At 65.7% G+C, this 13,013-nt stretch carries 10 protein-coding genes and 1 pseudogene; 4 read left to right on the top strand and 7 right to left on the bottom strand.

The window, feature by feature from the left end; all coding sequences use genetic code 11:
• Positions 1-80: 80 nt before the first annotated feature.
• On the top strand, positions 81-1,478 hold the full coding sequence (locus A5781_RS18575) for a bifunctional lysylphosphatidylglycerol flippase/synthetase MprF (RefSeq protein ID WP_067209601.1): 1,398 nt from the start codon (positions 81-83) through the stop codon (positions 1,476-1,478).
• Here the strand turns inward: A5781_RS18575 and cydC are convergent.
• From cydC to A5781_RS18545, 6 genes and pseudogenes are all read right to left on the bottom strand, one after another.
• Positions 1,421-3,120 (bottom strand): annotated as a pseudogene (cydC, locus tag A5781_RS18570) (thiol reductant ABC exporter subunit CydC). The gene A5781_RS18575 and the pseudogene cydC overlap by 58 nt on opposite strands.
• Positions 3,107-4,720 (bottom strand): thiol reductant ABC exporter subunit CydD, encoded by a 1,614-nt coding sequence (cydD, locus tag A5781_RS18565; protein WP_067209670.1) that lies wholly within the window; start codon positions 4,718-4,720, stop codon positions 3,107-3,109. Before cydD ends, cydC begins: the two are co-directional and overlap by 14 nt.
• 74 nt (positions 4,721-4,794) lie before the next feature.
• A complete protein-coding gene (gene cydB / locus A5781_RS18560) occupies positions 4,795-5,835 on the bottom strand; it encodes a cytochrome d ubiquinol oxidase subunit II (protein ID WP_067209594.1) in 1,041 nt (346 codons plus the stop codon).
• A gap of 34 nt (positions 5,836-5,869) precedes the next feature.
• Entirely contained in the window at positions 5,870-7,342 is a 1,473-nt protein-coding gene (locus A5781_RS18555; protein WP_067209589.1) for a cytochrome ubiquinol oxidase subunit I, read from the bottom strand.
• Positions 7,343-7,430: 88 nt separating this feature from the next.
• The gene (locus tag A5781_RS18550) at positions 7,431-8,027 is read right to left on the bottom strand and encodes an HdeD family acid-resistance protein (protein ID WP_156622759.1); all 597 of its coding nucleotides are present in this window, start codon (positions 8,025-8,027) and stop codon (positions 7,431-7,433) included.
• 29 nt (positions 8,028-8,056) lie between these two features.
• Positions 8,057-9,397 carry an adenylate/guanylate cyclase domain-containing protein gene (locus A5781_RS18545; RefSeq protein ID WP_067209582.1) on the bottom strand — a complete coding sequence of 447 codons (1,341 nt, stop codon included), beginning with the start codon at positions 9,395-9,397 and terminating at the stop codon, positions 8,057-8,059.
• 1,160 nt (positions 9,398-10,557) lie between these two features.
• On the opposite strand from A5781_RS18545, the gene A5781_RS25685 reads away from it, so the two are divergent.
• From A5781_RS25685 to A5781_RS18530, 3 genes are all read left to right on the top strand, one after another.
• On the top strand, positions 10,558-10,695 hold the full coding sequence (locus A5781_RS25685; protein ID WP_156624807.1) for a hypothetical protein: 138 nt from the start codon (positions 10,558-10,560) through the stop codon (positions 10,693-10,695).
• Positions 10,692-11,192, top strand: a complete 501-nt coding sequence (locus A5781_RS18535) for a DUF732 domain-containing protein (RefSeq protein WP_067209576.1) — start codon at positions 10,692-10,694, stop codon at positions 11,190-11,192. Before A5781_RS25685 ends, A5781_RS18535 begins: the two co-directional genes overlap by 4 nt.
• Before the next feature lie 229 nt (positions 11,193-11,421).
• Positions 11,422-11,667 carry a DUF2188 domain-containing protein gene (locus A5781_RS18530; protein ID WP_067209572.1) on the top strand — a complete coding sequence of 82 codons (246 nt, stop codon included), beginning with the start codon at positions 11,422-11,424 and terminating at the stop codon, positions 11,665-11,667.
• A gap of 103 nt (positions 11,668-11,770) precedes the next feature.
• Here A5781_RS18530 and A5781_RS25680 read toward each other — a convergent pair whose 3' ends face one another.
• The gene (locus A5781_RS25680) at positions 11,771-12,328 is read right to left on the bottom strand and encodes a hypothetical protein (protein WP_156624805.1); all 558 of its coding nucleotides are present in this window, start codon (positions 12,326-12,328) and stop codon (positions 11,771-11,773) included.
• Positions 12,329-13,013: the final 685 nt, after the last annotated feature.

The following is a 13,013-nucleotide window of genomic DNA, read 5'->3' as shown; positions in this document are numbered from 1 at the left end:
AGGTTTTTAGCTGCCGGGTATTCGGTGCAGAGGCGGCAAACAGCCGCCCAGCTGGAATTTCAGCGCATCGGGAGGTGAGTGTGAGCGGGCCCGTGGTGGACGTCTCAGCGAAGGCCCGCGCGCGCGAACGCGTGGTCGTCTCGGTCGATTCGCGGGCGGCCCGGCTGATTGGTGCGCTGGCGCTGTTGAGCGCCACCTGCTGGCTGGCCGAAATCCTGGTTCGCCACCATCACCATCCGGCGTGGCACTACACCGATCGGTTGGCCTGGTCGCTGACCGTACTGGTCGCGGTGGCGTGGATCGCACGCGGCATCTTCCTGGGGCGTCCCGTGACGGCCATGCACGCCGTCGCGGCGTTCTTCTTCGTGCTGGCCGGGCTTGGCCTGCATGTGCTGTCCTTCGATCTGCTCGGCGACCTGGTGATCGCCAGCTCCGGCATGGTGCTGATGTGGCCGACTTCGTCGCATCCGCGTCCGGAGGATCTGCCCCGGGTGTGGAAACTGATCCAGGCCACCCGGGATGATCCGCTCGCGCCCTTCGCGATGCAGACGGGCAAGAGCTACCACTTCACCGCGGACGGCAGCGCCGCGCTGGCCTACCGGACGCGCCTGGGTATCGCCGTGGTCGGCGGTGACCCGATCGGTGACGAGACCCGATTCCCCGAGCTGGTCGCCGACTTCGCCGCCATGTGCCACACCCACGGCTGGCGAATCGCGGTGGTCGGTTGCGGCGCGCGACGGCTCGAATTGTGGAACGACGCCGCGGTGCTCGGACAGTCGTTGCGCGCCGTCCCGATCGGGCGTGACGTCGTCGTCGACGTCACCGGTTTCGACATGGTGGGGCGCAAGTTCCGCAACCTGCGCCAGGCGGTGCAGCGCTCCCACAACTGCGGCATCACGACCGAGATCGTCGGGGAGCAGGAACTCAGCGATGAGCAACTGGCCGAGCTGACCGAGGTGGTCCGCGCGTCGAGCAAGGCGGCCCACACGGAGCGCGGATTCCACATGAACCTCGACGGCGTGCTGGAGGGCCGGTTCCCCGGCATACAGCTGATCCTGGCCCGGGACGCCTCGGGCAAGGTGCAGGGATTCCACCGGTACGCGACCGCCGGTGGCGGCAGCGACATCACGCTCGACGTGCCGTGGCGTCGGCGCGGAGCCCCCAACGGCATCGACGAACGCCTCAGCGTGGACATGATCATGGCCGGCAAAGAGAATGGCGCCCAACGGCTTTCCCTCGCGTTCGCGGCGTTCCCGGAAATCTTCGACGAGAAGAATCGCAGCCGCGTCCAGCGCGTCTTCTATCGGTTGATCCATGTTCTCGACCCGCTGATCGCCCTCGAGTCGCTGTACCGCTACGTGCGCAAGTTCCACGCGCTGGACACCCAGCGCTACGCGCTGGTCTCCATGACTCAGATCGTTCAGTTGTTGATCGTGCTGCTGTCGCTGGAGTTCATGCCGCGCCGGCGACACCTCTGAGCGCATCGAGGTGCAGTTCGCGACACCCAATGCCCTCGGGCAGGTGGTGGGTAGCCACCACCACGGTCCGATCTGCCGACATCAGCGCGGAATTCGGCCCCAGCAGGTCGCGGAGTATCGGTTCGGCGTCGGCGGCGTCCAGGTGCTCGGTCGGCTCGTCGAGCAGCACGATCCGGGCGGCCGAGAGCATCGCCCGCGCCAGTAGCAGCCTCCTGCGCTGACCGCCCGAAAGCGCCTGCGCGCCACCGGTCAACACCGTCGACAGGTTCTCGGGCAGACCGGCGAGCCAGGCGCCCAGCCCGACCGCGTCCAGCGCGACCTCCAGTTCGGCGTCCCGGCAGTCGCCGCGGGCCACCAGCAGGTTGTCTCGAACCGTGGTGGCGAAGACGTGCGCGTCCTCGGCGAAAAAACAGACGGCGCCGCGCAAGTCGTCTTCGTGGAAGGCGGTCAGATCGGTGCCGCCGAGGATCACCTGTCCCTCGAGCGGAGGAAGTAGCCCGGCGAGCGTCATCAGCAGCGTGGTCTTGCCGCACCCGCTGGCGCCGGTGACGGCCAGCCGGGCACCCGGGGGCAGCTCCAGCGTGATGCGGTTCGAGCGGGCCGCTCCGGCGTGCCCGGCCCGAATGTCGGCGGACACCACGGCGTCGGGCTGCGGCGGGGCCGCGGGCGATTCGGGCTGAGGCGGGCGGTCGCTCGTCGTCAGGTCGAGCAGACGGCGGGCGGCGATGCGCGATCGGGTCAACTGGACCGCGGCGGCCGGCAACGGTGTCATCGCCTCGAACGCGGACAGCGGCAACAACATCAGGACGGCGAGGGTGGTGGGCGCGACCGAAGGGGCCAGCCAGATACCGGCCACCACCGCGCCGAGCACGCTGGCCCCGATTGCGGCGGTCGGCGCGGACTCGGCGATGGCGGCCGGTCGGGCGGCCGCGTCGAGCGCGCTGCCCCACGCGCGTTGGCGGCGTTGCGATTCGGCGATGACGCGGGGGAGCAGGCCGGCGACGCGAAGCTCGGGCGCGTGTTCCAGAGCGATCATCGCCGACGTATCGCGGTCGGAATGATGCTGCCGGGCAAGGCTTTCCTGGCTGGCCGCGGCCCTGGCCGCTAACCGCGGTGCGACGAGGCCCGCGACCAGCAGGCAGATCGCCAGCACCGCCGCGGCCGGCAGCGAGATGGCCGCGACCACCACGGTCGCCGCCAGACCCAGCACCACCGCGACCCCGATCGGCACCACGGCACGCACCAGCACGTTGGCCAGTTCTTCGACATCGGAGCCCACGCGGGTGACGAGTTCGCCGCTGTGCAGACGGACGGCGGCCGCCGCCGGCCCGTGGGCCAGCCGGTGATAGATCCCCGCCCGGGCGGTGCCGGCCGCGCGTAGCGCGGTGTCGTGGGTGACCAGCCGCTCGCAGTAGTGCAATACCCCCCGCGAAATCGCGAAAGCGCGCACCGCGACGGCCGCGACCGACAGGTCCAGCACGGGCGGCATCTGCCAGGCCCGCGTGATGAGCCAGGCCGAGACACCGGCCAGCGCCAGCGCGCTGCCCAGGGACAGCACGCCCAGCGCGATGGCCGCAAATAGCCGGGGGAGTCGGGGCCGCAGCAGCGGCGCGGCCGCCAACAGCGGATCAGACCGGGACATAACGCACCCCACTGTCGGCGACCACTTCGACCACCCGGTCACCGATCGCCAGAACCGGTGCGCGGTGCCCGACGACGACGACGGTCGCACCCGAACGGGCGCGCTCCACGATGGCCCGTAACACGCGTTCCTCGGCATGCGCATCGAGGTGCGCGGTGGGCTCGTCGAGCAGCAGCACGGGTGCGGACGATCCGAGCGCCCGGGCGAGGCCGAGCCGTTGCCGCTGCCCCAGTGACAGGCCGACGCCGCCACGGCCGAGCACCGTGTCCAGCCCATCGGGCAGGTCGGCCAGCACCGTATCGAAATCGGAGGCCGCACAGGCTGTTTCGAGGTCGTCCAGGTCGCCGAACAGGACCAGGTTGTCCCGAACCGTTCCCGGGACGAGCGCCGGGCGCTGCGGAAGCCACGACAACTGCCGCCACCAGGCGCCAGGCTGCAGATCGGCGACGTCGATGCCGGCCACGGTGACCCGGCCCGAGGACGGCACGGTGACCCCGGTGATTGCCTGCAGCGTCGTGCTTTTGCCTGCACCGTTGCGTCCGGTCAGTACCGTCACGGCGCCCGGTTCGATGAGTGCGGTGAGGTCGCGCGGCGCGTGGCCGTCGCGACCGGCGACGCTGAGCCCGTCGAGGCGGATCTCCGCGCCGCGGGCGGTGACCGTCTCACCTCGGGCTTTTGGTGGGGTCGGCTGGCCGATGAGGGCGAAGGCCTTGTCGGCGGCGGTTCTTCCGTCCTGTGCGGCGTGGAATTCCACGCCGATGCGGCGCAGCGGCCAGTAGACATCGGGTGCCAGCAACAGCACAGTGAGGCCGGTCGCCAGCGTCATCTCTCCGAACACCAGGCGGAAACCGATCCCCACCGCGATCAGCGCCACGCCCAGCGTCGCCAGCAGTTCCAGCACCAGTGCCGACAGGAACGCGATCCGGAGGGTCGCCATGGCCGAGCGGCGGTGCGCGGCAGCCAGTTCGGCGATCCGGCGTTCCGGGCCCCGACCGCGTCCCAGTGCCCGCAGGGTGGGGATGCCGGCGATGAGATCGAGCAACCGTCCCTGCAGTGTCGTCATGGCGGCCAGGGCCGCCGCCGACCGGTCCGCGGTTGCCAGGCCGATCAGGACCATGAAAATCGGTATGAGGGGCAAGGTGATCGCCACGATCGCCGCCGATTTCAGGTCGTAGAGAGCGATGACGGCGACGGTCGCCGGGGTGAGGATCCCGGCGAGCAGCAACGTGGGCAGGTACCCGGTGAAGTAGGGGCGTAGGCCGTCGAGGCCTCGCGTGACCACCACCGCGGCGGCATCCCGCTGTTCGGCGAGCTCACCGGGCTGGCGGGCGGTCACCGCCGTGAGCACCTGACCGGACAGATCGGCGATGACCGCGCTGGCGCCGCGTTGACCCAACCGGGCCTGCAACCAGTGCGCCAACGTGCGAATGGTCCACAGCAGCAACAGGACCGACAGCGGCCCGAGCCAGACGCGCGGGCTGTGCGCCGAGCGATCGCTGACGGCGCGGGCAACCACGCCCGCCAGCACGATCGCCGAGCCGATCGCGCAGCCGGAGATCACCGCTCCGCAGCACACCGTCGCGGTCAGGTAGCGGCGCAGGGCGCTCGATGCCTGCCACAGTCGCGGGTCCAGTGGGCCCCGCGCTCTTGAGCCGGGCGGCGAATCGGTCGCGCTCAGGACACCCGCCTCGCCAGGCCGATGGACGGCGGTATCCGGTCCGCCGAGATCCGTTGCCGGAAAACCCAGTACGACCACGCCTGGTATACCACCGTCAGCGGAGCCATGAACGCGGTAACCCACGTCATGACCTTGAGGGTGTATGGCGTCGACGAGGCGTTGTAGATCGTCAGGCTCCACTGCTTGTTCAGCGTGGACGGCACCAGGTTCGGGTACAGCGCGCCGAACAACAGGATCACCACCGCAAGAACGACGGTCGCGGTGCAGGCGAACGCCCAGCCATCGGAGATGCGCCGCCATACCAGCAGCACCGCCGCCAGCTGCGCCACCACGGCGACGGCGAGTACCAGCCAGGTCCAGCCCTTGCCGTAGGCCAGTTGTGTCCAGATCCCAAAGCCCGCAACCAGTCCGGTCACCGGCAGCGACAGCCACACCGCCAGCCGGTGGGCGTCGTCGCGGATCGCCCCGGAGGTCTTCAGCGAGATGAACACCGCGCCGTAGAGCAGAAACAGTCCGGCGGTGGCCAAGCCGCCCAGCAGGGTGTAGGCGTTGAGCACGTCGGTGATCGACAGGTTGACCTGCCCGTCGGCGTCCACCGGCAGGCCGCGGACGAGGACGGCGAAGGCAACGCCCCACAAAACGGCGGGCAGCCAGGAACCGGCGGCGATGCCGAAATCGGCCCAGCCGCGCCACTTTGTGTCGTCGACCTTGCCGCGCCACTCGATCGCCACGGCGCGCAGGATCATGCCGAACAGAATGGCCAGCAGCGGCAGGTACAGCGTGGAGAACACGGTTGCATACCAGCCCGGAAACGCGGCGAACATGCCCGCGCCGCCCACGATCAGCCACACTTCGTTGCCGTCCCAGACCGGGCCGATGGTGTTGAGCGCCGTGCGCCGGATGGGTTCGGCCTCGCCGATCCCCACGCGGGCGAGCGGTTCCATCAGCATGCCTACGCCGAAATCGAAGCCCTCCAGTACGAAGAAACCGAGGAACAGCAACCCGATGATGCCGAACCACAACTGCTGGAGTCCCATCGGTCAGCCCCTTTCTGAGTTCGTGAGTCTCGGCCTAGTAGGCGAACGAGAGCGGCGCCACCTCGTCGTCGTGGGGTGCCGGCGGGGGAGCCGGTTCGGCGTCGTGTTCCCGCGGCCCTTCGGTGACGTAACGCTTGAGCAGCCAGAACCAGACGACCGCGAGCACCGCGTAGACGAGAGTGAACGTCACCAGGGAGGTGACGACCATGCCGGGGGCATGGTGCGAGACGGCCTCGTGGACAGTGAACCGAACCTGTTGGTCGCCGGTCGGATTCGGTGCGACGATCCAGGGTTGTCGCCCCATTTCGGTGAACACCCACCCGGAGATGTTCGCCAGGAACGGCGTGGGAATGGTCAGCAGCGCCAGCCAGGAGAACCACCGCTGGTTGGGCACTCGGCCGCCGCGGGTGAGCCACAGCGCGGCAAGCGCGAACAATATCGGAACGGCCAGGAACCCGATCATCGCGCGGAACGACCAGTACGTGACAAACAGGTTGGGCCGGTAGTCGTTTGGGCCGAATCGTTGCTCGAAGTCCTGCTGGATATTGCGGACGCCCTGCAAAGTCACGTCGCTGGTCCGCCCCTCCGCGAGGAACGGCAGCACGTAGGGGACCTCGATGACGCGGGTGATGCTGTCGCAGTTGTTGTGCGTGCCCACGGTGAGAATCGAGAAGTCGGGGTCGGTTTCGGTGCCACACAACGATTCCGCCGACGCCATCTTCATCGGTTGCTGAACGAACATCAGCTTGCCCTGGCGGTCACCGGTGAAGAACAGGCCGACGGCCGCGAGCAGCACCACCCAGCACCCCAGGATGGCCGCCGGACGAAACATGGAGCGCGCGTCCGATTCCGCGGCGGGGGTGGCGGTCGCCGGGCGGCGCGAACGGACCAGGAACCAGGCGCTGATGGCCGCGACGAACGTCGCAGCGGTCAGCAATGCGCCGGCGACCGTGTGGGTAAACGCCCACCGCGCAGTGTTATTGCCCAGCAGCGCGGTGATGCTGTCCAGCTCGGCACGATGTGTCGCCGGGTTGTAGTGCGCGCCAACTGGATGCTGCATGAACGAGTTCGCGACGATAATGAAGAACGCGGACACGTTCACACCGATCGCGACGATCCAGATACAGGCCAGGTGGATCAGCTTCGGCAGCCGGCCCCAACCGAAAATCCACAACCCGATGAAGGTGGACTCGAAGAAGAAGGCGAACAAGCCCTCCATGGCCAGCGGCGCGCCGAAGATGTCGCCGACGAACCGCGAATACTCGCTCCAGTTCATGCCGAACTGGAATTCCTGGACGATCCCCGTCGCCACGCCGATGGCGAAGTTGATCAGGAACAACTTGCCGAAGAACTTGGTGAGCCGGTACCACGCGGCGTTATCCGTGACCACCCAAACCGTCTGCATGACCGCCAGCAGGGGCGCCAAACCGATGGTGAGCGGCACGAAGATGAAGTGGTAGACGGTAGTGATACCGAACTGCCACCGCGAAATATCGACGACATTCATCTGTCATCTCCCGAAACTGCGGAGCCGTACGACACGGCTACTACAAAGTGTAGTAGAAGGGCTGGGGCCGGCGCTACCTAGAGCCGCCTCAGGGGGCCAGGGTCTTCGACGCCTTGCGGATGCCGAAGGACGACAGGATCTCGAAGATGCCGAGGACCACGAACCAGACCCCGACCACGAGCGCCAGCGTGACAATCGATTCGAGCGGTGACGCCAGGACGACGATGCCGGCGAGCAGACTGATCAGGCCGATGAAGATCGCCCATCCCCGCCCCGGCAGGTGCGGGTCCTGGATGGCCGAGACCGTCGTGCCGACGCCGCGGAAGATGAATCCGATGCCAATCCAAATGGCTAACAACAGGATTGCGTATCCCTGACCGAAATGGCGAAACGCCAACAACGCCAGGATGAGTGACGCGGCACCGCTGATGAAGAGCAGGATCCGGCTTCCCGCCGAGACGTGCAGGCTGAAAGCGAAGAACACCTGTGCGGCGCCGGTGATCAGCAGATAGACGCCGAAAGCGGTTGCGGCGACCACGATGGATATTCCGGGCCACGCCAGCACCACAATGCCGAGAGCCAGCGACAGAAGTCCCGACAGCAGGGTCGATTTCCACAGATGCGGCAACAAACTTGGAGCAGGGGGAGATCCAGGTGTGGTTTGCATGGCCGCAGTCTGACACAAACGCCGCCTTGGGTATAGGGCACTTTGGGCTACACGTGGGCCTTGCGTGAATCCCCTGCCAGCAGATCGGTGGTGTCCTCGGTGGTTTCGCCGGCCGCCTTGCGCCCGATCAGATACCAGGTGCGCATGAGGCCTTTGCCCTTGACGTCGATGTGGCCGCGCTCCTGCAGCACGAATTCGTCCTTGAGGCGCTCGTACATGGCCTCGGGCACCTGAATTCGGCCCACCGAGTCGGTGGATTCCATCCGGGACGCGACATTGACCGCGTCACCCCACACGTCATAGAAGAAGCGCCGGGAACCCACCACGCCGGCGACCACCGGTCCGCATGCCATGCCCACCCGCAGTGGAACCGCATTGCCGTGCGGATCCTGTAGTCCGGCCGCAACATTGGCCATGTCGAGCGCGAAGTCCGCGAGGGCATGCGCGTGGTCGGACCGGGCGCGCGGAACGCCGCTGGCCACCATGTAAGAGTCGCCGCTGACTTTGATCTTCTCGAGTCCGTGCCTGTCCACCAGTGCGTCGAAGGCGCTGTACAACCGGTCGAGGAAGCGCACCAGGTCGGCCGGGGGCGTGCCGCTGGCCCGCTCGGTGAATCCGACGATATCGGCGAACAGGACGGAGGCGTCGTCGAACTTGTCGGCGATGACGCTGCGGTCTGGCTCCTTGAGCCGCTCGGCGATGCTGGCCGGCAACATGTTGGCCAGCAACGCCTCCGAACGTTCGTACTGCGTCTCCATCATGGCCTCGGCGCGCGCGGTGTCACGCAGGGCGAACCACACCGTCACGACCACCATCACGACGCTGGAGATCGCCGTGACGATGAAACCGGTCGATTGGGCCCAGGCCGGTTGTAGCCCGGTGTCGCGGGGAACCAGGAACTCGACGGCAACGATGAGGCCGGCGGCGACGGCGGCCAGCGCGGATGCCAGAACGATGTGTTCGATCCCTAGCAACAACACGACGATGCAGGCGCCCACCAGGAAGAAGAACTGGGCGCCCGACCCGGTGCCGACGTCCACGCAGCTGGCAACGACGGACACGTAGGCCGCGCCCATAAAGGTAAGCGGGGCAACCAGTTCGCCGAATCGCTGCAGCCACGGGACCATCGCAAAAACCATCGCGCCGAGGATGTTGATCGAGCTGACCTGCCACAGCCATGTGCCGCTGAGGATCTGCACGAGCACGAAGCTCACGCTCACCATGACGGCCAGCCATGCAGTGATGGTCAGGATCCGGGCCCGGCGCGCGGCGCTGGCGGCGTAGTGCTGATTGCGGTCGCGCGTCTGCGCCCGCACCGCGGCTACGCAGTCCGGGCGTCTCGACGAGCCGGCTGACACTGGTGGGGCGCCGCACTTCTTAGCCGCCACATTCAAAAGCGTAACCGCTGAGCTCGGGTTTGTGGGCCAGTCAACGGGGTCCCGACGACGCGCCGGATGCCCGTCGACGCCTGGCGCTTCGGGGCGCCGGAAAAATTAAAAAGATTTTCGGCTGAAGGGGGTTTACAAAATTTTCCGACGTGTTATTAAACATATGTTGGGCTGTGATGTGGGTCATGTGTTCCTCTAAATCGGGGGTGCGGGGTGGCAAGTCTCAGCAGCAGGATTGGGATAGCGCTGATGCTGGCGTGCACCGCGGCGGCAACCCCCGCCTGTGGGGTGGGATGCGGTGGGGCGGGTTCATTGTTGCGGGTGGCCACAGACTCGATGCAGAACGATCCGATGCAGGTCAACGTGGTGCACTCGGAAGAACAAGTGTGCATCAGTCGCTAACGCGGCAGTCACAACCCGGCCGAGCTTGGCTCGCCATAGGTCGGTGATTGGCGCCTCGGCGAGGCCCCGAATGGCATGAATTCATCGTGTAACCGGCGCGATTCTATTTGAATGCAACTGTGCCCTTTATTGCGCGCGGTATTTAAATTCGGGCGAGTTCATACCTTTGGCACGGATTTGCCGTATTTAACAAACCTGAGGCTTGGAGCCGCCGGTTCGCCGGGAGGGGTGGGATGCCGGGCCAGGGTCATCGGCAGTTGGCATCCGTATGCGAGGCGAATCGACCCGGGGCCACCGGTACGCCCTGACGGGCCGGTGCTTGTCTGTCCTACCTGTGGTGCCCTCGGTGGGATTCGAACCCACACTGGACGGGTTTTGAGTCCGTTTGTCTCGTGTTTCGTAGCTGCGGAGACCAAACAGCGATCTAGAAAATACCTGATCAAGTGATGTATAGGTGGTGGGGGTTATGGGGGAGTGTCTGGTATAGCGCGTACGTTCCGCGTACGCCCCGACTCGGGCGTACTAGATCTGTATGCCCCCGCGGGGTTAGCCTGTTCGACACATGTCTAAGGCGGATACGAAGGAGATCCATGACCACCACCACAGCAACCCGTATTCCGCTTCCGCCCGGCGCCGAGACAGTCGGGGAGTGGGTTATTGACGAAGGGGAGAGGGTGACGAGGATGTTTCGAGGCACTACGCGGGGAGATCGGGTCCGGATCGAAATAGAGGGCGAGCAAGACTACTCAGGTCGCGTCGTGCAACGCGTTGCCCACGTGGACGCCGGGCCGTACGGGGCCGACCTTGACGCCGACGCCCTGCGCAAGCTTTCGGCCGACGTATTAGCCGCGGCCGACGAAATGGACACCCTGTCGGACTCCGCGGGCGCGCCATGACCGACGACACGCGCACACAGATGGCCCCTAGCTCCCCCTCGGCCGGGGAGGTAATGCACGCATGGAGCGACGAACCCGAGACGCTGCAATGGAGCAGATGGAGCGCGGTGCATCAATGGCTCGCGCCTGCGGCCATGGCCCTAGCCGCCGCCGTAGCGGCGGGCGTGCTTGTGATGGTATCGACGCCAGCGCGGGACGCCTCAGTTAAGCCAACACCGGTGCAGCAACCCCTCGCGTCCGTATCGCCACGGCCCGATGCGGAACAACAGCTGTGGCGGACACTCGCCGCGGACGGCATCGAGGTCACCAATAGGGGCGAAATCCTGGGTAACGTCCACTCGATATGCGGGCGCCTGACACGCGGAGTAATCAGCGTGCGGGCCGCAATAGACGAGATCAATCAACGCTACCCGAACCTTGGTTACGAGCTGGCGGCCAAGAGCGTGTATGACGGCATCGACGCCTTTTGCCCAGGGCTCGACAAATCGGCCTTGTAAAGGTTCTGGGCTCGCGCCCCGCTCGGGTCGGGGGCGACTCTCGGATCACTTCCTGGGGGCGGTCAGACTTCACGGGCTAATGATTCCGAACGTTGATAACAAGGCGCAGCATTACCGTTTCTTGGGCGTGTCGCAGCCCGAAGCTGTCGGTCCTCAGTCGTACATTTGTAGCGGGAGTCCACATCGGACACCCCCCGATGTAAGCGGGCACGGCGAATCAGGAACAAAGATGGCAAAGAACAACCCGAACACACGCAACGTCGTGCCAGCCAAGGAGGGCGGGTGGAACGTCAACAAGCCCGGCGCCAGCCGCGCCAGCGCGCACTACGACACCCAAAAAGAGGCAATCGACCGTGGCCGGCAGATTTTGGAGAACAGCGGCGGCGGCGAACTAACCGTCCACGGCCGGGATGGTCAAATCCGCGCGAAAGACACCATCGCCCCGGGGAACGACCCGTATCCCCCGAAAGGCTGAGAAGGGGTCTATGTCTGAAGGGAGGGGGATATGGCGAAGCTGCTCTAAGTCGTCCGCCGAGGTCCAGATTTCTGGGGTGGTTTTGACCTTGCTCCCGCTGGTCTTAGCTAGAGACCAGTTTCCCCGCAAGAATTGAGGTAGCAAACTGAACCTCAGGTTCCGAGGCTAGTTCTTCAACTAGTAAGCGCTCACCGTGGGCGAGTCGTCCCTCAAGTTCGCGCCTTTCCGCGTTGAGTCTTTCGATCTCGCCGCGGTACTGCTGTGCCTCTTCTTGGTATCGGGCAACCTGGGCCTTAAGGTTCGCAGAATCAGCCTGTAGGCCGAAACGCACTTCGGACCTGTGGTCTGCAACGCGCTCGGCCAGATTCATTAGGTCATCGACGAACTCGTGTTCTATGCCGTGGCGCGGGATAACGAAACGACGAACATGAACCTTATCTCCATGGCCCACTGCCAAAAGCGCGCCGGGAAACTTTAGCTTGGCGCGAACGGGTTCAAGCATGCCTTCTAAGTAGCTCGCTTTGTGCACTGCACGAGCCTCTTTATCTGTGAGCCGAACAAGCAACACGCATACCGTATCGTCGTCAGGCTCATCAAACCTCCAGTAGAGGAGTGCCCCATGATTTAGCTTGATCAAGCAAGACGCGCCGCCCAGCGGCACTAGCGCCTTCGGGGCGGACCAGGACTTAACAGAGTCAAGCCATGAGAAGGGATCGGCCTCTCGCTGCCGCAAACCGATCAACGTAGACCCACCTCCTAATCCGTGAGTACCGGCTCGGCAATATTGTCAAGTGTGACACGCGCGGGATCTTCCCACCATGCGCGGTGTTTTCCTAGGTCTCGTTTCCGGATCGGGGCCGAAATGCTGCCGTGCGTCGGGACCTCTGGCAGTGGGCTGCTATATGCCCAGTATTTGTGCTGCATCAAGTCCCGGACTACCAGGTGGCGCGCGCGATCACGACGCGTGGCGGGGCGCCGGAAGGTAGCGCGGATAGCGTCTGTTGTCCCATAGCGGCCCTGTAGAACCGAGAGCGTTAGCTCTGGGTTCACGGCATGGTCGAACCTCGGCTGCTTGGGAAAGCCGCTCTTGGTGCCACACTGCGTCAAGCATGTAACCGGATCAAAATTGGCACCTCGCCTTGGGACCGGCTCCCACCACTCGGGCTTCCGCCTCCATGGCCAGTTCATCGGGCATTTATACCCGTTCCTGGGGTCGAGTGAACCAAGTGACGCGCGGGCCGTGTCGTTTGGACCGGGGCGGGGCCTTCGTTGAGGTTGAGTAGGGCGCCGTGGCCCCGGTTGATCTGGCGGCCTACAAGGGACATTCGAGGGCCGGGGCGGCGCGG

The organism is Mycobacterium sp. 852002-30065_SCH5024008 (assembly GCF_001665645.1).
Lineage (GTDB): Bacteria > Actinomycetota > Actinomycetes > Mycobacteriales > Mycobacteriaceae > Mycobacterium > Mycobacterium paraffinicum.
This window is presented reverse-complemented; position numbering and strand designations above follow the sequence as displayed.